This window comes from Streptomyces sp. YIM S03343, from assembly GCF_054729195.1.
Map to the genome: position 1 here is coordinate 239175 of NZ_JBPUKX010000003.1, position 21798 is coordinate 260972.

The 21798-nt window shown below is 70.6% G+C and carries 17 protein-coding genes and 1 pseudogene; 9 read left to right on the top strand and 9 right to left on the bottom strand.

Annotated elements, in window-relative coordinates; translation table 11 throughout:
* Positions 1-91: 91 nt before the first annotated feature.
* Together ACSYGN_RS41240 and ACSYGN_RS41245 are read left to right on the top strand one after the other, a co-directional pair.
* The gene (locus tag ACSYGN_RS41240; protein WP_460406106.1) at positions 92-1285 is read left to right on the top strand and encodes a glycoside hydrolase family 64 protein; all 1194 of its coding nucleotides are present in this window, start codon (positions 92-94) and stop codon (positions 1283-1285) included.
* Between the two features lie 208 nt (positions 1286-1493).
* Positions 1494-2153, top strand: a complete 660-nt coding sequence (locus ACSYGN_RS41245; protein WP_460406108.1) for a ScbR family autoregulator-binding transcription factor — start codon at positions 1494-1496, stop codon at positions 2151-2153.
* A gap of 107 nt (positions 2154-2260) precedes the next feature.
* Here ACSYGN_RS41245 and hisG read toward each other — a convergent pair whose 3' ends face one another.
* The 7 genes from hisG to ACSYGN_RS41280 form a co-directional block, all read right to left on the bottom strand.
* On the bottom strand, positions 2261-3118 hold the full coding sequence (gene hisG, locus ACSYGN_RS41250; RefSeq protein WP_460406110.1) for an ATP phosphoribosyltransferase: 858 nt from the start codon (positions 3116-3118) through the stop codon (positions 2261-2263).
* A gap of 23 nt (positions 3119-3141) precedes the next feature.
* The gene (locus tag ACSYGN_RS41255; protein WP_460406112.1) at positions 3142-4485 is read right to left on the bottom strand and encodes a hypothetical protein; all 1344 of its coding nucleotides are present in this window, start codon (positions 4483-4485) and stop codon (positions 3142-3144) included.
* The gene (locus ACSYGN_RS41260) at positions 4482-5489 is read right to left on the bottom strand and encodes an ATP-grasp domain-containing protein (protein ID WP_460406114.1); all 1008 of its coding nucleotides are present in this window, start codon (positions 5487-5489) and stop codon (positions 4482-4484) included. Before ACSYGN_RS41260 ends, ACSYGN_RS41255 begins: the two co-directional genes overlap by 4 nt.
* 77 nt (positions 5490-5566) lie before the next feature.
* Entirely contained in the window at positions 5567-6805 is a 1239-nt protein-coding gene (locus tag ACSYGN_RS41265) for an ATP-grasp domain-containing protein (RefSeq protein ID WP_460406116.1), read from the bottom strand.
* Positions 6798-8036: an MFS transporter gene (locus ACSYGN_RS41270; protein ID WP_460406118.1), complete on the bottom strand. Its 1239-nt coding sequence runs from the start codon at positions 8034-8036 to the stop codon at positions 6798-6800. The genes ACSYGN_RS41265 and ACSYGN_RS41270 overlap by 8 nt, the downstream gene beginning before the upstream one ends.
* Positions 8033-9214 (bottom strand): ATP-grasp domain-containing protein, encoded by a 1182-nt coding sequence (locus ACSYGN_RS41275; protein ID WP_460406120.1) that lies wholly within the window; start codon positions 9212-9214, stop codon positions 8033-8035. Before ACSYGN_RS41275 ends, ACSYGN_RS41270 begins: the two co-directional genes overlap by 4 nt.
* Before the next feature lie 95 nt (positions 9215-9309).
* Positions 9310-10350, bottom strand: a complete 1041-nt coding sequence (locus tag ACSYGN_RS41280; RefSeq protein WP_460406122.1) for a pyridoxal-phosphate dependent enzyme — start codon at positions 10348-10350, stop codon at positions 9310-9312.
* 150 nt (positions 10351-10500) lie between these two features.
* On the opposite strand from ACSYGN_RS41280, the gene ACSYGN_RS41285 reads away from it, so the two are divergent.
* From ACSYGN_RS41285 to ACSYGN_RS41300, 4 genes are read left to right on the top strand one after another with little or no spacing between them, the layout of a single operon-like run.
* Positions 10501-12333: a non-ribosomal peptide synthetase gene (locus ACSYGN_RS41285; RefSeq protein ID WP_460406124.1), complete on the top strand. Its 1833-nt coding sequence runs from the start codon at positions 10501-10503 to the stop codon at positions 12331-12333.
* An 11-nt stretch (positions 12334-12344) separates the two neighbouring features.
* Positions 12345-13130, top strand: coding sequence for a thioesterase II family protein (locus tag ACSYGN_RS41290; RefSeq protein WP_460406126.1), 786 nt, complete (start codon positions 12345-12347; stop codon positions 13128-13130).
* On the top strand, positions 13127-14479 hold the full coding sequence (locus ACSYGN_RS41295; protein ID WP_460406128.1) for a cytochrome P450: 1353 nt from the start codon (positions 13127-13129) through the stop codon (positions 14477-14479). Before ACSYGN_RS41290 ends, ACSYGN_RS41295 begins: the two co-directional genes overlap by 4 nt.
* 55 nt (positions 14480-14534) lie before the next feature.
* Positions 14535-14675: a hypothetical protein gene (locus tag ACSYGN_RS41300; RefSeq protein WP_460406130.1), complete on the top strand. Its 141-nt coding sequence runs from the start codon at positions 14535-14537 to the stop codon at positions 14673-14675.
* 70 nt (positions 14676-14745) lie between these two features.
* Here the strand turns inward: ACSYGN_RS41300 and ACSYGN_RS41305 are convergent, their stop codons facing one another.
* Positions 14746-17787: an AfsR/SARP family transcriptional regulator gene (locus ACSYGN_RS41305; RefSeq protein WP_460406132.1), complete on the bottom strand. Its 3042-nt coding sequence runs from the start codon at positions 17785-17787 to the stop codon at positions 14746-14748.
* 239 nt (positions 17788-18026) lie between these two features.
* Between ACSYGN_RS41305 and ACSYGN_RS41310 the strand changes: the two genes are divergently transcribed.
* The 3 genes and pseudogenes from ACSYGN_RS41310 to ACSYGN_RS41320 all read left to right on the top strand — a co-directional run.
* Positions 18027-18719, top strand: coding sequence for a class I SAM-dependent methyltransferase (locus ACSYGN_RS41310; RefSeq protein WP_460406134.1), 693 nt, complete (start codon positions 18027-18029; stop codon positions 18717-18719).
* A gap of 65 nt (positions 18720-18784) precedes the next feature.
* Positions 18785-18982, top strand: a complete 198-nt coding sequence (locus tag ACSYGN_RS41315; RefSeq protein WP_460406136.1) for a hypothetical protein — start codon at positions 18785-18787, stop codon at positions 18980-18982.
* A 34-nt stretch (positions 18983-19016) separates the two neighbouring features.
* Positions 19017-19508: pseudogene (locus tag ACSYGN_RS41320) on the top strand (2-dehydropantoate 2-reductase N-terminal domain-containing protein); the annotation flags it as partial.
* Between the two features lie 774 nt (positions 19509-20282).
* Here the strand turns inward: ACSYGN_RS41320 and ACSYGN_RS41325 are convergent.
* On the bottom strand, positions 20283-21401 hold the full coding sequence (locus ACSYGN_RS41325) for a hypothetical protein (protein WP_460406138.1): 1119 nt from the start codon (positions 21399-21401) through the stop codon (positions 20283-20285).
* Positions 21402-21798 lie beyond the last annotated feature (397 nt).

Sequence of the window (21798 nt, forward strand, 5' to 3'; positions counted from 1 at the left end):
GTAATCCCACCCTCCACGTAATCCCTCCCGCCCCCGAGTTGCCCAGGCACCCCAAGGCCGGGGCCGCCGGGGCCCCCAAGGAGCACCCCTCATGGCACCCCGCCACCAGCGCAACCTCACCCGCCGCAAGATGCTGTTCGCCCTCGGCGGCGCGGCCGTCGCCGTCCCTGCGATCGCGACGATCGCCCCGCACGCCCTTGCGGGCCAGAGCTCGACGAACGCGGCGAGCGGCTCGCTTCCGGTGACCGTCGTCAACAACAGCGGTTCGTTCAGCAACACCTCCGTGCACCTGTATGTCGTCGGCAACGTCGACGGAAAGCAGGTACGGCTGACCCCGGACGGCACGGTCGCCCCCATCGCCCTGTCGGACAACGGCGCCGACGGCTATACCGACTACGCCATCCCCCTGGCGGGCAGCGGCGAGACCAAGGTGTCGCTGCCCTACATGTCGGGCCGCATCTACATCTCGCTCGGCCAGAAGCTGAAGTTCAAGGCCGTGACGGACGGGAACGGCAACGCCGCTCTCCAGTACCCGGCCGGTTGGGTCAAGTCGGACCCCAACTACGGGATCCTGCACGACTGCGCGGAGTTCACGCACAACGCCGCCGGCATGTTCTGCAACACCACGATGGTGGACATGTTCAGCATCCCGATGAGCATCCGGCTCACCGGGGCCAAGGACCAGACAGCGGGTACCCTGCGCGACGGCGGCCGCGCCGCCGCCTTCGCCGCGGTCAAGCAGGTCCAGGAGTTCGCCCAGCTCGTCGTCGACGACACCCGCATCATCGCCCCCGGCCACGGTCTGGACGCGGGCATCTTCTCCAAGGACTACTTCGCCCCGTACATCGACGAGGTGTGGAGCACCTATACCGGCAAGGACCTCAAGGTCACCACGAACGCCGGTACCTTCACCGGGCGTGTCCGCGGGGAGCGCTTCACCTTCGGCGGCCCGGCATCGGTGTCCTTCGCCAAGCCGTCCACCCGCGACGTCCTCTTCTGCGACGGCAACCTCGCCGCTCCGAACGACGGCACCACCGGCCCCGTGGCCGCGGTCCTGGGCGCGGGCTTCAACCGCTCAACGCTGCTCAGCAACCCCGCCCAGCCCACCACCGACCCCGCGACCTTCTACCGGACCGCCCTGACGAACCACTACTCGAAGGCCATCCACGCGGCCACCAAGGACGGCAAGGCGTACGGCTTCGCCTTCGACGACGTGGCCGACTTCGCCTCCTACATCCAGGACACCGGCCCGACCGGCTTCACCCTCACCCTGACGGCGTTCTGAGGCACCACCTGGCAGAGACCACCTGGCAGAGACCACCTGGCAGGGCAGCACCCGGCAGACCCGATGCGGCACCGCACTCTCCTCGAGTGCGGTGCCGCATCGTATGCGCCGTCCCAGCGTGCGTTCCGCCAAGTGGCGCGCGAAGTACCGCGTGGGAACGGGGGTAAGGTACGTAGCGTTCGGTTTGATTTGTCCGTGGAGGGGTCCCATGGCACGACAAGAGCGTGCGATTCAGACCCGTCGTGCTGTTATCCATGCCGCAGCCCAGGTCTTCGCCGAGCGCGGCTATGCCGCGGCCACCATCGCCGAGATCCTGGACCGGGCCGGCGTGACCAAAGGCGCCCTCTACTTCCACTTCGATTCCAAAGAAGCCCTGGCACGCGGTGTGATCGAGGCTCAGATCTCGGACAACCGGTGCATGCCGCGCGAGCTGAAGCTCCAGGAATGGGTGGACATGGGCATGATGCTGGCTCATCAGGTCCCCAGGGACGTGATTCTCCTGGCCGGCATCCGCCTGTCGGCGGATCTCCAGGGCCGCCGGAGATTCGGCAGCGCCTGGCCGGCCTGGACCGAGCTGTCCGTCGCACTGCTGGCCGACGCCAAGGACCGCGGTGAGGTCCTGCCGCATGTCGTCCCGGTGGAGACGGCCGAGTGCTTCCTCGCAGCGTGGGTCGGCACGCAGATGTTCTCCGAAGCCGCCACCGACTGGTCAGACCTGAGTCAGCGGGTCTCCGTCCTGTTCAACCACATGCTTCCCGCCATCGCCACGCCCGCAGCGCTGATCAGGCTCGACACGGCGCCCGACCGGGGAGCACGGGTCATCGAGGAAATGACGCGGGCTGAAGCACTGGTGACGGCCGAGTCCTGACCGGCGGCGTGCGGAGCCGCGTGCACAGCAACCGTTACCAAACCATCCGCGTGGTTTCATACAGGCTGTTTCCTACCTCCTACCTCCATTCACGCCTGCCTCCCTGCCTACAGGCGGCACGCGTGGATGGAGGTGGTCAGGATGGCGCGGGCGCCCAGGGCGTACAGGGCGTCCATGACCCGCTGGGCGTCGTCGGTGGGGACCATGGCGCGGACCGCGACATGGTCCTTGGCGCGGAGCGCGGAGATCGTGGGGGACTCGAGACCGGGTGTGAGGGCGATCGCCCTGTCGAGGCGGCCGGTCGGGCAGTGGTAGTCCATCATCACGTAGGAGCGGGCGACCAGAACGCCCTTGAGACGGTGCAGGAAGCGCTGCGCCGCCGGGGCGTGGACCTCGGAGACGTCCGTGCCGGCGCGGCGGACGACGATGGCCTCCGAGGTCATGATGGGTTCGCCGAGGACCTCCAGGCCCACGTTGCGCAGGCTGGTGCCCGTCTCCACCACGTCGGCCACGATCTGGGCGACGCCCAGCTGGACGGCGTTCTCTACGGCGCCGTCGAGGTGCACCACGGAGGCGGACACCCCGGCCTGGGCCAGGTGCTTGGCGACGATGCCCTCGTAGGAGGTGGCGATCGTCATGCCGTCGAAGTCCTCGACGCAGGTGGCCGTGCCGGGCCTGGCGGCGAAGCGGAAGGTGGAGCAGGCGAAGCCGAGCGGCAGGGTCTCCTCGGCGGCGGCGGCCGAGTCGACGAGCAGGTCCCGGCCGGTGATGCCCAGGTCGAGGCGGCCTGCGGAGACGTACACGGCGATGTCGCGGGGGCGCAGATAGAAGAACTCCACCTCGTTGACGGCGTCGACCAGGGCGAGCTGCTTGCTGTCGTCGCGCTGGCGGTAGCCCGCCTCACGGAGCATCTCCATCGTCGGTCCGGACAGCGAGCCCTTGTTGGGGACGGCTATGCGCAGCATGCTTCGGTTCCTCTTCCTTCGCGTCAGCTGTTCCGCTGGTGTCGGACGGTCAGTAGTGCTGCCACCTCTGCGCCGTTGGAGGCGTTGATCGTGGACTGCGGGCGTGGCGGGGCCTGGCGCAGGAACACTCCGGCGTGGGTGCCGCCGAAGACGAGAGGGGCCAGGACCACTTCGCGTTCGGCGGCCGGGCGTGCCCCGGGGATCCGGACGGTGGCGGGCCGCTGGCGTATCTGGAGGACGTAGCGTTCGTCGCGGTCTGCCAGCCGGTTCTGCAGGAGGGTGCGCCATGCGCGATCGCTGCTGGCGGCGCCGTACTCGAGGTTCTTGCCGCCGTAGGCGGAGGCCGGCTTGCAGACCAGCAGTTCGCGGTGGTCGAGCGCGCGGTCGAGGGTGCCGGGGCGCAGCCGGAAGGTCTCGGGTATGTGGCGGGTGACCAGGGCGCGTTCCTCGTCGGTCAGCAGGCCGCGGTGTTCCGGGTCGTGCAGCAGCGCCAGATTGCCCTTGTTGTCGTACAGCGCGGCGGCGGGGGAGCCGATGAAGTCCACCAGGCCGGCCGAGTCGAGTTCCATGAGCCTGCGGGTGACGGCGGGCGGGACGAACCGCTTGGTCTCGTGCCAGGTGTACGCGGTGAAGACGGCGTCGACAGGTTCGCCGTCGTAGGTGACCCCGGCGTCGGTGAGTTCCAGGTCGGTGACGAGGCCGCAGCTCACGTGGTGGCCGGCGGTGCGGAGCATGTCGACGAAGAAGCGGCGGCCGCCGTCGAGGTCCGCCGGGTCGGCGGTGGCCTCGAACACGCGCAGCGGGCCTTCGCTGCGGGCCCGTGTGAGGCCCCTGAAGACGTTCAGCCAGATCCTCGCCGTGTCCGGGGCGTCGATTCGCAGTCCGCGCTCCGCGAGGAAGACGGCGTAGGCCGAATCGCGGGCGGCCGCGGTGTACGGGGCGAGGGTGCTCAGCCCGCCCAAGGAGGCGGCGACGTTCAGCTCGACCAGCTTCAGGCCCTCGTCGGTCAGGACCAGGTCCGGGCGCATGAAGGCGGTCGCCGCCCGTCGCAGCCGGGGCCGGAGCAGCGCCTCCGTCATGAGGGCGGCGTCCTCGGCGGGCACATCCAGGTAGCCGGTCCACGCCGTAAGGTCCTCGCCGAAGACCCGGCGCGGGAAGCCGGAGATCAGCTCGGCGAGGCGCAGCCCGGCCGTGGCCGTCTCTCGGGCGGCGTCGGCCGTGAACAAGTGGGGCGGGTAGGCCGACCTCCAGCCGGGCCGCTGCAGGGCCTTGTCGAACCGCTCCCGGTCGCAGTCGGCCTCCGGATCGGCTGCGAAGTCCTTCCAGGCGGTCGCGGCCCGGTCGTCGAGCCAGGACCAGGCCTTCACGACAGCTTTCCCGCGGTGCGCAGGGCCGCCAGTACGGTGTTGACGGCCTCGGAGGACCGGTCCTCGCCGGTGGCGAGCTGGTGGTAGCTCAGGCCGCCGGGATTGACCATGTTGACCTCGATCACATACGGGTAGGCCATGTCGATGCCGGAGTAGAAGACGCCGAGGTCCATCAGCCGCTTGCCCAGGGCGCGGACGAACTGGTCCTCCTCCGCGGTCAGTTCCAGCTTCTCGAACCGGGCGCCGAGGGTGGCGTTGGAGCGGTTGTCGTGCTCGGGGTGGAAGCGGAGGAAACCGGAGACCGGTTCGCCGCCGGCGATGATCACGCGCTTCTCGTTCTCGCGGACGTTGGGGATGTACTCCTGGACGGCGGTGTGCCGCTTGGCCATGCCGATGATGTCGCGGCCGTAACGCCCGTAGCGTGATGCCGCGTTGCCGGTGGCCGAACCCAGCAGGGCCGAGCGGTTGCGGTCGTACCTGCCGACGACGAAGACGTCGGCGCCGCAGCCGTCGTTCGTGGGCTTGACGACCCAGGAGCGGTCGGGGTCGGACTCGACCAGGTTGTTGAGGAAGTCGAAGTCGTTGGTCACGTACGACGTGGGCAGGTGCTCGCCGGGCACGATGGCGACCAGGTTGGTCTTGGTGTTGAGGAAAAACAGCGCAGCGGCGTCGTTGACGAACGGCACCCGCTGGTTGAGCAGCCACAGCAGTTGGAAGGAGTCGTTGCCCGCCTCCGGGTGGGTGCCCGCGAGGACCCACACCAGGTCGAAGTCCTCGGCGCTGACGCCGGATTCGCTCAGGGCCGGGAAGTCGCCGCCGGAGGTGAACTCGTCGGTGACCTCCATGCGGTCGCACACGACGACCGAGTCGTGCACACCGAGGGTGTCGATGTCACCTATGTGCACCTCGTGGCCCTCGCGGTGGAGAGCACTCGGGATGATCGAGTGGTTGTCGAGTTCGAACTTGGACGCCTCGGAGACGAGGATAAGGATCTTGTACGGCACGTCGGGACACCTATCGCTTGGAAAGGGCGGGGGAGGGGGGCGGAGGCGGTCGTCACCGCGGGGGGCGGAGGTGGTCGTCACTGCGCGGTGAGGGTGCGCACTGCCCGGGCGAGGTTGGTGTCGAGCTCGTCGCGGGTGTCGCCGGTGGCGACGACGAAGCCGTGCCGGTCGCCCGACTTGCGGACCTCCGGCGGCCTGCGGTTGGGTTCGACGGTGATGGCCGCCTCGGCTACGCCCGGCAGCGAGGTGACGAGTCCGGTGCTGATGCCCGGTACCGGGACCTCGCGGTCGAAAGTGACGAAGCGGATGCCGGCCATCCGGCGCCGGGCGGTGGGCGCAGGCTCCGGCAGGCCGAGGACCGCGGCCATCGCCTGCGCGAACACGTCCTCGCCGAGGGCGAGGAACAGCAGGTCGCTGATCCGGTCGCCGCCGGGGCGGCCGTGCGACTCGATGAGGCGGGGGCCGTCCTTGGTGAGCATCACCTCGGTGTGCGACGGGCCGTAGCGGTAGCCGACCGCGTCCAGAGTCCCGGTGACCAGGTCGTGGACGGCGGCCTCGTCCGCGGCGTCGAGCTGTACCGGGAGCGTGTGTCCGGTCTCGACGAAGTGGGGCGCGCCGGTGGTGGCCTTCTCGGTGATCGCCAGGATGCGGTGTCCGCCGGGGGTGCCGGGGGCGCCCGGGGTGCCGGGGGCGCCCGGGGTGCCGGGGGTGCCGGGGGTGCCCGGGGTGCTGACCGCCTCCACGCTGTACTCCGCGCCGGACAGGAACTCCTCGACGATGTGCGGGGTGCCGAAGTTCAGGGCGGCGAGCCAGCGCTCGGTCTCGTCCGGGTCGGCGAGGAACTGCACGCCCGAACTGCCGGTGCCGTCCACCGGTTTGACCACACAGGGGTAGCCGATCCGCTCGATGGCGGGGCGCAGCTCCTCCTCTGTCGCACAGGTGATGTGGGCGACAGGGACGCCGGCCCGGTCGCCGACCTTGGCCCGCAGCAGGGCCTTGTCCTTGAAGGCGTCCAGCGCCGCGGGCGGATTGCCCGGCCAGCCCAGGCGTTCGTTGACCACCGCGGAGGCCGCGGAGCCCAGTTCACCGAAGCCGAAGCAGCTCACGGGGGCGGGCAGGCAAAGGACGCGCAGCCGCTCGACGAGCTCGTCGAGGTTGCTCGTCCACGGGATGCGCAGGACCGGTCCCGGGGTGTCGCCGGGCTGCGGCAGCTCGGGGTCGGCGACGACGACCACGGACAGGCCCAGTTCACGGGCCGCGGTGACGACCCGGTCTCGGGGGTTGAGCAGGACGGCGGTGGGCCGGGTGTCAGACATGCTGCGTGTGCACCTTCGGTAGGAGGAGACAGGTGGCTGCGGCGACGAGGGAGAAGACGACGAGCACCAGCCACAGACCCGTGCCGCCGTGCAGCGTCTGCAGCAGGTAGCCGCCCAGACTGGAGCCGAGGAGGCTGCCGACGGCTCCGGCGGCGCTCATCGTGCCCAGGGCCAGTCCGGTGCGGCGGACGGAGGTGACCTGGACGGCCTGTTCGTCGAGGCTGGGGGCGATCAGCATCTCGGCGACGGTGACCGGCAGGACGAAGGCCAGCAGTGCCGACCAGCCGGCCAGCGGGATGAACACCGCGTAGGCGCAGGCGAAGGCGATGAAGCCGACGGCGAGCAGCGTGCGGGTGGTGGCCTTGCCGAACACGTGGTGCAGCAGTGCGTACTGGAGCAGGACGCACAGCACACCGTTGAGGGTGAAGACCACCGAGCTGGCCCCGGTGCTTCCGGTGAGGTCCTTGGCGGTGATGGGCATCAGCACGTTGAGCTGGCTGTAGACCGCCCAGAAGGCGACGCCGAGCAGACACAGGGGTATCCATCGCCAGCGGGCCCACTGCGGTGCGTCGGCGGCGGCGGCGGGCGGGCCATCTGCCGTGGCCTCCGTGGCCGCGGCATTCGCCGTGGGCGCCGCGTCCGCCGCGGAGGACTGCGGCTCGGGCCGGGCCCCCGTCAGGGGGCGGACGGTCAGCCGTATGCCGAGGATCAGGTGGGAGAGCACGCAGGCGGTGAGGACGTAGGTGAAACCGAAGGGGTAGACGGCCGCGCCGAGTGCCGGTCCGGCGACCACGCCGACGTTCACGAAGGTCGAGCGCAGCGCGAGCATCGCGCGCGGCTCCACGCTGTTCTCACGCACCAGCAACGTCTTGATGGTCAGGCCCAGCAGGGAGCCGCCGATGCCGATGGCCACGATGCCGGCGACGAGCGGAACCAGCCGGCCGCCGTCCCCCAGCGCGAGCAGCAGATAGCCGGTGATCCGCAGGCCGAAGCCGCAGGTGAGCACCGTACGCGCGCCCAGCCGGTCCACTATCAGCCCGCACACCAGGGAGAAGCCCTGGCTGCAGAAGGCGAGCAGGCCCACGAGGAAGCCCACCCGCCCGGTGGGCAGTCCCTCGGCGGTGAAGTGGATGGCCAGCAGCGGCAGGAACATGAACGTGGTCAGACCGGTGAGCAGCACGGCCAGCAGCAGTGCGTGCCCGTCCGACGACGTCCGGCGCCAGGTCTTCATGACGTGGGGTCTTCTTCCAGGTGGGCCATGAGCCAGCGCTCCGCCTCGAGCAGCCGCTGCTCGACCTCTTCGAGGCCGCTGCCGCCGACGATGACGAAGCACAGGAACGAGGTGCTGTTCTGTGTCGTCGCGCCGGGGGCGAGCTTGTCGTTGACCTCGTAGTGCCGCACCCACTCGAAGGGAGGGCGTTGCGGGGCGCGCACCGGGCGGCCCTGCGGAAGGATCGAGAGGGAGCCGTGCACCTGGACGGGCGCGGTGGCCGGCGGCGCCTCGACGGGCAGCCCGCAGGACTGGCGCAGCCAGCTCGCGTGCAGGTCCACGCCGTAGGTGAGGCGGGTGAGGGCGGGGATGCGGTCGCCGCCCACGCGGGAGGCGATCTCGCAGAGTACGAGTTCGTCGTCCGGGGTGTGGAACACCTCCAGGTGGTAGGCGCTGACCTCGGGGGTGTCGAACGCATCCAGGACGCGGTCGAGGAAGTCCTCCAGACGCCGTGCGAATTGGTCCTCGGGGTGGAGCTGGATCGAGCCGTTGTTCCGGCCGGAGAACACGCCGAGGCAGCTGCGGACATAGCGCGAGGAGGCCACGAACCGGTATCCGGGGGCCAGCACCGCGTCCACGTGGTACATCGGCCCCTCGACGAACTCCTCGACCATGAGGTCCTCGCGCCAGTGCCGGCGGCTGAACTCCAGCAAGTCCTCCTCGCCGCGCAGCACCGAGATGTCGCGGGAGCCGCCCTGCTTCACCGGCTTGACCACGACCGGGTAGGCGTGGGCCGCGATGAAGTCGGTCAGATCGACGATCGTCTCCAGCCGGGCGAACCCGGCCGTGCGCACGGTGCGCCCGGCGACCTGCTTCATCACGGCCTTGTCCCGGAAGGACAGCGCGCTCGCCGCGGACTGGCCGGGGATCTTGAGATCCTCACGGATCCGGGCGGCCCGCTCCAGGTCGTACTCGTTGTCCGTGATGAGGTGGGTGAACGTCCGGCTCTCGGCGAGCTGCCTGATCCTCAGTTCCGCGTAGGGGACGAATTCGCAGTCCGGTACGTATGCGTAGTGGGCGAAGTCTGCGGTGCCGGCGAGTTCGTGGTGGCTGAACACGTGGAGGGTGTCGGCCAGTTCCGGCAGCATGGCGGCGTAGTCGCTCTGCGGGCTGTAGTTGATGACGGCGACGTTGGTCATGGGGGTTGGCCTCACAGTGGGATACCGGGCGTTCGGGCGTTTCCGGTGGTGGGTGCCGGACGGGCGGGCGTCGGGCGTTCTTGCTCCGGGGGCGGTCAGGACGCCAGAGGGAGGACCGGCAGGTCGTCCTGGACGTCGTAGGACCGACGCGCCCAGTTCATGGCGCACCAGGGGCCGGTCATGTCGGCGAGGTCCGTGATGAGGTGGGGGCGGTGGTCGGGGTCGTCCTCGACGGGTCCGTCGGGCGGGAAGACCTTGTCGACATAGCGGTGTCCGGGGTCGGCGGCGAGGAAGACTATGGGGCCACCGTCGGGTTCGCCCGCCCGGATGTGGTTGGCGACCTGCCAGCCCGCGCCCGCGGAGAGCCCGGCGAACACACCCGTGGTCGACAGCAGCCGACGGCAACCGGCCGCGGAGACGCCGAAGTCGATCCAGTGGATGTCGTCGTAGGCGCGGTAGTCGATGTTGGCGAACCGGATGCCGCTGCCGATGCCGGCGATGATGAACCCGTCGAGTGGGATGGCCTCCGAGCCGAAGGAGCGGCTGCCGAAGGGCTGGATGCCGACCACCCGGGCGTCGCAGCCGGCCTGCCGCAGATAGCGGGCCATCGCACTGGTGGACGCGCCCGTGCCGACTCCGCCGACGAGGGTGAGGTCGTCGCTGCCGAGTTCCTTGACCACGGTGTTCGCGACGCTCTCGTAGCCGATGTAGTGCACGTCGTCGTGGTACTGCTGCATCCAGTACGCGTCCGGGTTGTCCTTCAGATACGCGTGGACGAGCCGGACGCGGGTCTCCTGGTCGTGCTGGAGGCCGTCGTCGCCGGAGGGCGGGACCTGGGTGTAGGTCGCCCCGAGGTACTTCAGCTGGGTCCGGATGGCCGCGTCGACGGCTATGGAGGCGAAGATGTGGCATTTCAGGCCCAGTTCGCGGCAGACCAGCGCGAGTGCGTGACCGTAGATACCGCTGGAGCTGTCGACCAGGGTCTGCCCCCGGCGGATGACTCCGCGGTCGAGGAGGTCCTTGACCGCGGCCCGCACCGAGGTGACCTTCATGACTTCGAAGCGGACCACGTATATCCCGTTGCCCAGGTCTATGAGATCCGGTTCCGAGAGTTTCTCGGCGAATGAGGTGTACACGGTGTGCCTTTCTGCTGGTCATCGACTTCTGCTGGCATCGACAGCCGCACCGTAGGCGGGGCCGGTACCGGGGCATTCCCGATCCGTTCCCGGACCGTGCCGGGAGCGTGCAGGGAGGTTTTCCGGAAGGGTCTGCGGAGGATTTCGTGCATGACGAGACTTCGACTCCGCACAACGACGTCCCACGAGCTCCATCCGCCCGGCTCCGTGCAGCGCGTCTGCGACGCGGTCATGGAGCGGGCGGGACAGCACCCGGACCGCCCCGCCGTGATCTGCGGCGACGACACGCTCTCCTACGGTGAACTGGCCGCGGCTGCTTCGCTGCTGGCCCGCCGTGTGAGCACCGACGGCTCCTGCTCCGGTTCCCGCCGGATCGGGATCCTCTCCCACCGGACGGTCTCCACGGTCGCCCTGGCCCTGGGCGTGTGGCAGTCCGGCCGGTCCTTCGTGTTCCTCGACCCGGCGGCGCCGGAGGGCGTCGCCCGCCACATCAGGTCCTCTGCGGGGGTCTCGGTGGTGCTCGATCCGCTGACGGGAGGTCAGCCGACGTACGCCCGGGCTGACTTGGCGCCAGGACCGGCGGTAGATGGGGTGCCAGGCGTCGGGACCGTGCCGGAGGACGAGGCGTACGTGCTCTACACCTCGGGCACCAGCGGCAGGCCCAAGGGCGTGTCCGTCTCCCAGGAGAATCTGGCCGTCTCCAACGCCGCGCGGCTCGCCGTGTACGAGGGGTTCGGCAGCCCCGTCTTCCTGCTCCTGTCGCCGTTCCACTTCGACTCGTCGGTGGCCGGCGTCTGGGGCACGCTCGCGGCCGGGGGGACGCTGGTCGTGGCGGGGGAGGAGGAGCGGCGCTCCCCGGAGGCGCTCGCCGAGATCGTCGCCCGGCACGGGGTGACGCACACCCTGACCGTGCCGAGCTTCTACGCCGAACTCCTGCACACCGTCGCGCAGGACGAGAGCGTGGCCCGGAACCTGGCCTCGCTGCGGCTGGTGATATGCGCCGGCGAATCGCTCTCCCGGAGCGTCATGGACCAGCACTTCGCGCGGCTGCCCGCGGTCAGCCTCGGCAACGAGTACGGGCCGACCGAGTGCACCGTCTGGTCCACCTACCGCGTCTACGACAAGCCCGCCGAGCCCTGCATCGGCCTGCCGGTCCCGGGGACCGGCATCCACCTCCTCGACGAGTACCTGCGTGAGGTCCCGCGCGGCACAGTCGGCCAGATCGCCGTCTCCGGCGGCGGTGTGGCCCGGGGGTACGTCGGCGACGAGCGGGAGACGAGCGCCAGGTTCGTCGACGTGGAGGCCTCGACCGGGCGGCCGGGACGGACCGTGCGGGTCTATCTCACCGGTGACCTCGGCCGCTGGTCCGAGCGGGGCGAACTCGAGTTCGTGGGACGGCTGGACAACGAGGTCAAGATCCGCGGAGTGCGGGTGCACCTGGAGACCATCGAGGAGGCGCTGGCCGCCCATCCCGGCGTGCAGTCCGCCGCCGTCGCCTACGACAGCGAGACCTCGACCTGCTACGCCTTCGCCGTCAGGGAGCCGGGCGCGGAGACCGACGCCGCTTCGGTGCGCCGGTTCCTGACCGAGACACTCGGCGGTGCCGTGGTCCCCGACCGGATCCTGTTCACTGAGGTCCTGCCCCGCTCCGCGCACGACAAGATCGACCGGACGGCGCTGCTGGCGTCGGTACGCACCGAGGAGACGGCCACGGGAACCGCTCGCTCCGCACCCGCCCCGGCTGACGATCCCGCCCCGGCCGACGATCTCGCACCCCGGGTCGCGCAGGTCTGGGAACAGGTCCTGGGCGTCCCGGTCAGTCAGGACGAGACCGGCACCTTCTTCGACCTCGGCGGCAACTCCCTGACGGTGCTCAGGCTTTCCCGCGCCCTCGGGAAGATCGCCGGGCGGCCCCTCGGGGTCAAGCAGGTCTACCGCTGCGGCACGATCCCCCAGCAGGTCCATCTGCTGGCGCAGTCGTGAGGGGGCCTTCGGTGGCACCGGCCACCGCCATCAGAAAGCCGGGCGGCGCGCGCGGCGGAGGCACCGCCGACGCACGCCCGGCCCTGCTGTGCTTCCCGCACGCCGGCGGCTGCGCGTCGTTCTTCCGGCCCTGGCAGTCACTGCTGCCCACAGCCCGGGTGCATGCCGTGCAGTACCCGGGGCGGGAGGACCGCATCCTGGACGAGCCGCCGGCCGGGCTGCGCGAACTCGCCGAGTCCGTGGCCGAGGAGATCCTTGCCGGCCGCGAGCGGTACTCCATCCTGTTCGGACACAGCATGGGCGCGTACGTCGCCTTCGAGGTCGCCGACTGTCTGCGCGGCACCGGCGCCGACGTCCCCACGCTGGTCGTCTCGTCCGCCGCGGCACCGGCGCTGCGGCCACCGGTCCCGTACGAGGACTCCGCGGACGTCCTGCGCTATCTCGAACGCTACGAACCCCTGAGCCCGCAGGTCCGCCAGGACGAGGAACTGCTGGAACTGATCCTCGACTACATCAAGGACGATCTCCGTCTCGTCGCCCGGTACCGGGAGCACGTCGGCAAGCGGATCGACGCACGGCTGGTGGCCGTGGCCGGGGAGGACGACATCCCGGAGATCCGCTCCCGGTTCCGGCAGTGGAAGCAGCACACGGACGGCCCGTTCGTCCCGGTGCTCACGCCGGGAGGGCATTTCTACCTGCGTGAGGATCCGCCCACCGGGCTGATCGCCGCCGAGCTCGCCCGGTGCACGCATTCGGCCCCGGCCGACGGCCGGAGTTCCTGGAAGAAGGCATCGTGATCGACGACACCTACACCATCGATGACACGTACACCATTGACGACAGGTATGACACGTACGACACGTATGGCACGTATGGCACGTACACCATCGGCGACATCGGGCGGCTCGTCGACGGCGAGACCTACCGGCACGGCAACCCGTTCGCACTGTGGCGCTGGATGCGGGAGAACGAACCCGTGGTGCGGCACGAACCCGGCGTCTTCCCCGCCTTCTGGTCGCTCACCCGCTACGACGAGGTGAAAGAAGTCCTGCGGGACGCCGAGACGTTCAGCTCCTCCTCCGGCATCCTGCTGCGCCCGCTGGCCCACGGAGAGGACCCCGGCAGCAACCGCACCCTGGCGTTGTCCGATGCGCCGCGGCACCAGACACTGCGCGGCGCCGTCGCGGGCTGGTTCGCACCCAGGAACCTGCGGCGGCTGTCGGACTTCCTGGACTCGGCAGCCTACTCGGCCGTCCGCTCGGCCGTCGCCGCCTCGCGGATCGACTTCGTCGGTGATGTCGCCGCGAAGCTGCCCGTCGAGGTCGTCTGCTCGTTCCTGGGCATTCCCGACGAGGACCGGCCGTCCCTCGTGCAGTGGTCGACGGACGCGTTCTGCGCGGGCACGGCCGAGGAGCGCAGCATCGCGCACCTGGAGATCCTCGACTACTTCGGCGACCTGGTGGAGCGGCGGCGCACGGCACCGGGCGACGACCTGGTGAGTGTGCTGGCCACCCTGACATACGAGGGCGCGCTCCTGCCGCTCGACGAGGTGGTCCTCAACTGCGACAACCTGATGGTCGGCGGGACGGAGAACGTACGGCTCGCCATGTCCGGCGGGATGCTCGCCCTGCTGCGGCGGCCGGAGCTGCTGGCGCGGCTGCGGGAGGACTTCGACGAGCTGGTGGACTCCGCGATCGACGAGATCCTCCGGTGGACCTCGAGCGCCACGCACATCATGCGCCGGGCGACCAGGGACGTGGGCCTCGGCGGGCGGCTGATCAGGCGGGGCGAGCTGGTGGTGTGCTGGCTGGCGGCCGCCAACCGCGACCCGGCCCACTTCACCGACCCCGACGTCTTCGACATCCGCCGCGCCCCCAACCGGCACCTCGCTCTCGGCGCCGGCCCGCACTACTGCGTGGGCACGCGGCTGGCGAGGCTGGAGATCCGGGCCGTACTAAGGGAGTTCTTCGCCCAGGCCGGCGACGTGGCTTTGGACGGCGAACCCGAGTACCTGGACTCCATCGTGGTCAACGGGCTGCGTACCCTTCCGCTGAGGCTGACCCCGGCGGGCCCGGCCGGTACCGGTCCGGGATCCGATCGGGAACGGGCGCGAGGAGCATCTGTGCCGTCTGAAGCAAGCGTCTGAAGCAAGCGTCTGAAGCAAGCAGGGACGACAGCCCCAGCACAGAGGTGGAATGAAGATGTCCAGCAAGCTCGCTGTGGTCGTAGGAACCGTCGCACTCGCGGTCACCGTGGGGTTCGGGGCCGCCGCGCCGGTGCACCCGGCGCCCGCGGCCCGCCCCCTGGCCAACGGGACGGGCCCCGCGACCCACACCTCATGACCGCTCGCATGACCGTTCTCGTGACCGGGCCCGACCGGATCGCGGCGACTCAGACCGGCATCGCGGCGACTCACACCGTCAGCGACGGATTCAGGGGAACCCCCATTCCCCTGAAGAGGTCGTACGCCTGCTGCCGGTGAACCCCGGACTGCCGGAAGTCGCCCATGCCTTCGAGGGCCTCCGCCATTCCGTCCAGGGCGCGGGCGATCTCCATCCGGTACTCGACGGCGACCGCATGGCCGTGCGCGCCGGTGTGCAGCGCCAGCGCCATCGGGTAGTCACCGCGCCGACTGTGGAAGGCGCCGAGGATGTTCTCCACCGTGGCGCTGCGCGTCGCCGTTCCCTTGGCCTGGATCATGCGCAGGGACTCGGCCGCGTACTCCGTCGCCTGCTCGGGTGCCCCGACCCGCTCACTGGCCTCGGAGGCGAGCGCGAGGGCCAGTGCGAGGTTCTCCGGCATGAGGGACTCGTCGCCCAGTTCCAGGGCACGCTCCAGGGCGACGAGGGCCGCCGCGGGCTGCTCCATCCCCAGCCGGGCCGCCGCCAGATCGGTCAGGGCGATGATCTTCTCGCCCCGGGCCTCGGAGCCCTGGCAGAGCAGCACGGCGCGCTCGGCCGCAGCCGCTGCTTCCTCGTGGCGTCCGAACCAGGCGTACACCGTGCTCAGGTTGCACCAGGCGTAGGACCGCTGGCGGCTGTCGGGCAGGTCGTCGTGCAGCGCAACGGCCTGCTCCAGGGAGCGCCGGGCCTCGTCGAGACGGCCGAGGCAGCTGTGCAGCAGCCCCAGTTGGTCGAGGCACATGGACTCGCCGCCGCGGTCACCTTGGCGGCGCGTGACGTCGAGGGCCTCGGTGGTGACCGCGAGCCCCTCACGGAACCGGCCCAGCTTCCACAGCACGGCCGACAGGTTCGTCAGGCTCAGGCACAGCGTGCGCGGCTCCCCGAGCCGGCGGGCGGCGGAGACGGCGACGCCGGCGGCCCGCAGGTACTCCTCCAGATAGCTGCGCGAGTTGAGATGGAAGACCAGGTCCCGGGCCAGATGGACGGCATGACGGTGGAAGCCTTCCTGCTCCGCGCGCTCGACGGCGGCCAGCAGCATCACATGCTCCCGGTCGAACAGTGCCTCCGCCTGCACCGCGTCCGTGATCCGCGGCAGTTGGAAGACCGCCGCGGCGCCGGAGCCCCCGCCGATCCGGGCCCGCCCCGGATACAGGTTGCGGCAGGCCACTTCTGTCACCGACAGGCAGTAGTCGAGCAGGCGCCCGAAGGCCGCCCGCTCCTCCTGCGGGCTGCTCCCCAGCAGCCGCCGGGTGAAGCTGCGCACCAGATCGTGGAAGACGTACCGGCCGATCTCGTACTGCTCCACCAGATGCATGTCCAGCAGGTGCTCCAGCACGTCCTCGGCCTCACGCACCCCGGTGCCGAGCAGCGCGGCCGCCGCGTGCGCGTCGGTCTCGGCACCGGGGTGCAGGCCCAACAGCCGGAAGGCGTCGCGCTGTTCGTCGTCCAGCGCCTGGTACGACAGCCGCAGTGTCGCCTCGACGCTGTGGTCCCCGGACGTCAGCTCGTCCAGCCGCCGGGCCTCGTCGTCCAGCCGGTCGACCAGATACCGCACGGTCCAGCGCGGCCGGCTGCGCAGCCGTGCCGTGGCCACGCGCAGGGCGAGCGGCAGCCGTCCGCACAGCGCGCTCAACTCCCGTACGGCCTCCGGCTCGTCCGCCACCCGCTCCGGGCCGAGCGCCGTCCTGATCAGCTCCAGGCTGTCCGACGGCGACATCGTCCCGAGGGAGAGCCAGTCAGCGCCGTCCAGTCCGGCCAGGTGGTTGCGGCTCGTGACCAGCACCAGGCACCCCGCGGGCGCCGGGATCAGCGGCCGGACCTGGGCGGCGTCCAGGGCGTTGTCCAGGACGAGCAGCAGCCTTTGCCGGGCCAGGGCGGTCCGCCACAACTCCACCCGGCCGTCGGTGTCGTCGGGGATCCGCTCGCCCGGCACGCCCAGGGTGCGCAGCAGCGCGCCGATGACCGCGCCCGGCAGGCGTGGCCGTTCGCCGGGGGTGAAGCCGCGCAGGTCGACATAGAGCTGGCCGCCGGGGTAACGGTCGGCGAGACGGTGCGCGGCACGTACGGCCAGGGCGGTCTTCCCGCTGCCGCCCATCCCGTCGACGGCCACGATGCGCACCGCGTCGCTCCCGGACGGCTCGGCCAGCTCCAGCAGCCTGCGCAGTTCGCTGTCACGGCCCGCGAAGTCGGCGAGGTCGTGCGGCAGCGTGCAGGGTCGCACCGCCGCTTGCGGTGATGAGGTCGGCGGCCGACCGTGGGGCGCGGGCTCCTCCGGCTCCCGGACGGCGGCCGGTGCCGCGGTCAGTTCGGGGCTGTCGCGCAGTATCGCCTCGTACAGGCGGGTGAGTTGCGGGCCGGGGTCGATGCCGAGCTCTTCCACGAGGAGGTCCCGGACCGTGCGGAACTCCTCAAGGGCCTCGGCCTGCCGCCCCGACCGATACAGCGCGACCATCAGATGCCCCCGCAGGGTCTCCCACAACGGGTGCTCCGCGACGAGCTGCCGCAGGTCCCCGACGAGCTCCCCGGATTCCCCCAGGGCGAGCCGGAGTTCGGCGAGCTGCTCCACGGCCGCCAGTCGGCGCTCCTCCAGCACGGCGGAGGCGGCGGCGATCACCTGGCCGCCGCTGCCGCACAGCACCGGGCCCCGCCACAGCGCGAGAGCGTCCCGCAGCCGGTCCGCCGCCTCCGCCGTACGGCCGCACTCCTGCGCCTGGCGCGCCTGATGCAGCCGCAGCGAGAACAGACAGAGGTCCAGGTTCTCCGGGGCGACGTCGAGGCGGTATCCCGGTCCCTCGGTGACGAGCAGGGAGCCGCCGCCGGGAATCCTCTGGCGCAGATCGGCGATCGCCTTGCGCACCTGGTGCTCGGCGGTGCGCGGGGGGTTGCTGCCCCAGGCCGCCTCCACGAGCCGGGAGACGGGGACCATGCGTCCCGGCTCCAGCAGCAGCGTGGTGAGAATGCGCCGGGGGACGGGTCCGCCGGGCTTCAGCCAGGTGTCACCGACCGTGATCTCCAGTGTTCCCAAGACGGCGAAGCGAACGTCCCCACTCACGCGATCCCCCATCGTCATAGCCTCGCCGGGGGCCCTGAGCCAGGCCCCACGGACCACGGCAGCGTAGGTCCCGACCACGGGATCGCATACAAAATGTGCGCACACCCACGAACCCACTTGCGCCCCTGCCTCCCGCGGGCCGGTGCGCGGTGGCGGGGAGTTGGGCCGTCGGCCGGTTCGGAGGGGGCGCGTGCCGGGATCCGGCCCGCGAGGGGGCGGGCCGGGCGAGGATGGGGCGGGTGACAACGACCACCCCGGACCTCTGGCACCACTACGGCCGCAACCGTGCCGCCAACGACCGCGACGTTCCGGACTCGTTCTACTGGACCTGGGGGCAGGACTCCGGTCCCGGCCCGGAGGTCCTGGGCGAGCTGGACGGGGCATGCGTCGGGGACCTCGGCGCGGGATCGGCCCGGCACGCCGCCCACGTGACGATCCGTCACCAGCCAGCCCGGGTCATCGCCGTGGACTCCTCGCCCGCCCAGACCGAGATGGCGACCGGCCTGTTCGGGCACCTGGCGCCGCGCCTGGCGATCGTCCACTCCGACGTCGTCGCCCACCTTCACGCGATGGACGGCACCTACGACGCCCTGTACTCGGTGTTCGGCGCGGTCGACTTCACCGATCCGCGGGAACTGCTGCCGGCCGCCGCCACGGCGCTGCGGCCCGGCGGGCGTCTGGTGTTCTCCACGCTGGCGCACTACTTGTCGGGGTCGCCCGCGCAGCCGGACGTGATCGCCGGGAGGGTCGGCGCGAAGACGCCGGACGGGGAAGCGACCACCATGCCCCGCTGGGTGCTGGAGGAACAGGTGTGGGTGAAACTCCTCGACCAGGCCGGGTTCACCGACATCGGCGTCGAGGTGTGGCCCGCTACGGGTGACGGGCAGCGTACGGCGGCGACGCTGCTGGTGGGGGCACGCCGCACCAGGTGAGCGTCGGACAGCTCAGAAGCTGCCGGTCCCAGCATGTTACGACGCGAACATCCCAGCCCTGGCCCGTGCTGTGGCAGCGGCTCTACCGGCTGTGGATCGCCCACGCCGACGAGCTGCGGTGCGAGCTGGGCGAGGACCAGGCGCAGAACATGCTGCGCGAGGCGCACCAGGTGCTTCCCAAGCTGTCGGGCCGCCGCGCGGTCCTGCTGACCCTGCGGCGCGGCGCGAAGCCCTGGCTGCGCCCGGTATGGCCGATACGATGACCGGGCCCGACCACCCGACGCAAGGGACACCGCAGTGACCCAGCTCCGTTCGGCCCGTGCTGCGGTGTTCTCGGCCGGGTCCTGGGGCACTGCCGTCGCCAAGATCCTGGCCGACGCCGGTACCGACGTTGTCGTGCACGCCCGCCGCGGCGAGATCGCCGATGTGATCAACACCCGGCACCGCAATCCGGGCTACTTCCCGGACATCGAGCTGCCCGCCGCCCTGACCGCGACGACCGACCCGGCCGCCGCCCTGGACGGCGCGGACTTCCTGGTGCTGTCGATCCCCGCGCAGAGCCTGCGCACCAACCTCGCCGCGTGGGCTCCGCACATCGGGCCCGACACCGTGATCGTGTCGCTGATAAAGGGCATCGAGATCGGTTCCGGCCTGCGGGCGAGCCAGGTCATCACCGAGGTGACCGGCATAAGCGCGGAACGGGTCTCTGTGCTGTCCGGCCCGAACCTGGCGCGCGAGATCATGGACGGCCAGCCAGCCGCGGCCACCGTCGCCTACTCGGACGAGGAGGCAACGCTGAAGACTCTCAGTGACCGCCGCTCGGGGGCTCGCAGCCGGTGCCGTCGGGGTAGCCGCCGAAGGCATCCGCCTTGGTGGAGTCACTGCTCATCGTGCCCTCCACACACCAGGGAGAGACGCCGATGTCGATGAGGAAGCCGACCCCGGACCCGTCCTGGTACGCCTGCACCTTCCCGGCGGAGTAGCCGAGGCCGGTGAGCGCGTTGCGGACGTTGTCCGGGGCGAAGTCGCCGCGCCGGCGGAGGGGTTCGAGTGCGTTCTTGATGCGTCCAACCGCCGTGAGTCCTTTGCAACGGTTCTGGCCGTGGAGCGGGATGGGAACTCTGAAGCCGTGGTTTTCGGCGTAGTGGTCGGTCGGCGGCACGGTAGAGCTGGGGGTAGTGGCGGCTGCGGACGCCGTCGGCTTGGGGCTCTCGCCGGGGCAGGGGAAGTCCGCCAGCGTACTCGGCGTCGATATGCCGGTCGGCGTTGGATGTGAACGCCGGTACGTGTCGGCTGGATCCCCTGCCCGCTGCGTTCCGCACCCCGCCGCCAGCAGGACCACCGCCGCCAACGGCAGCATCCCGAGCGGGGCTCTTGTCTTCCTTAGCGTCGTCACCCCCCGATCCTTCCCCGCAGCCAGGTGGGCGTCATGAGTATGTGTACTCATCGGGCCACAACGCTTCGGTCGGCCTTCGATGGCAAACCAACAAGCTTCGTCAGTGCGTTGCGGCGCGTTCATGCACCTGGGGGCGACTCATCGGCAGCGTTGCCGACGGTGTCGGCTCAGGCCGCCGGATGAGTCGCTTCCGTCTTGCGTGCCCGGCGTTCCCTGCAATCGCCGCACAAGGGGACCGGATCATCGGTGCGGATGCCGCGTTCGCAGTCGTCGCAACTGACGATCGGCAGCGGTTTCGATCGTGATGGCGTCGTGGCCGTTGTTCCGGTGGGTGCCGTCGGCAGTGGTGGGGGCAGGAGGGTGGTCAGGCGGTATTCGAGGAGGCGGGCGGGGTGGTGGATGGGAACGGCCTGGGGCGGAAGGCCCGCGGTCAGGGTGCGGGTGATCTGGTCCGGCGTCACTGAACGGGCCAGCCAGGTCTCGACGGCGGGCACGAGTCGCCGTACGTCCCGTTCGGACAGCAGCAGCCGGGAATCGGCGAGACGCATCCGCGCGAGCAGATCGGCGGCCGGTCCGGCGGGCAGCGTGCCTGATTCGGGCGGCGCGGCTTGCCTGGTCGGCCGGGAAGCGGGCGCCGGGGTCGGTTGTGCGGCCCTTGCCGACTTCGTGACAGTCACTGGAGCCGGTGCGGGCACGGGCTCCGGGGAGGAAGACACCGCAGGCTCGTCCAGGACCGCATCCACGGACACGGCTACATCTACGGCCACAGCTACAGCCGCAGGGGCAGGAACCGCGACCGGACCAGGAAGCGGAATCGGAACCGGAATCGGGGCGGCGGCGTCCCCGCCACTGCCCGGCTCGGAGAGTCGTACGACCGCCGCTCCTGGATGGTCGAAGAAGAAGGTGCGTGTGGCGATGCGGCCTTTCCCGAGCGGTAGGCGGCGGCGGACGAGGTAGCCGGCCGTCTCCAGTTCGTTCAGTGCGTTGCCGATCGTCGTTTCTCCCTCCGGGAAGCGCAGGGTGAGCGCCTTGACGGTGACGGAGGTGCCGTCCGGCAGCGACTGGATGTGCACGCCGATGCCGATCGCCGTGGCGGAGAGGGAGGCGTGCTGGGCCAGGTGGTTGCCGACGACCGTGTAGCGCTCGGTGTGGCGGTGCCGTACGTGGAGAACTCCGGCGCGGGGCGCGCCCGGCGGGAGCTCCGGGAGGACGGGCGGCGCGGGCAACGAGGGCGGCGCGGGCGCCAGGAACGCGGGCAGGGCCGCGTTAGACTGCGGGTCAGCCATGGGGAAGGTCTCGACTTCCTGAATGGTCAGGCCCTCGCTGGGGTTGCAGTCCTGCGGGGGCCGCCTTTGTTTGCGGTTGCGTCTGTTCGGCGACCGTACCTCACCTTCCGGCCCTGCCGACCCCTCGATCACCCGAACGAGTGGCCCCCAACTCGCGCACGCCAGGGCCGGGTTTGGTGGGTTTAGTAATTTCCCCCAGTGATTTAAAGAGCGTCGTGCGCCACCGGGTCGCGGAATTCCGCGACCCGGTCCCGACCTGCACGGTCGTCCCATGCGGCGGCCCCGCTGCCCGGTCCGTGCGCGATTCCGGCACGGCCCGTGCGCGTTCAGGCAACGTACCGGCACCCTGGTTTTCTATCGTGACGGTGTCGTCCACCCGTCTGCCCTGCGCACAGGG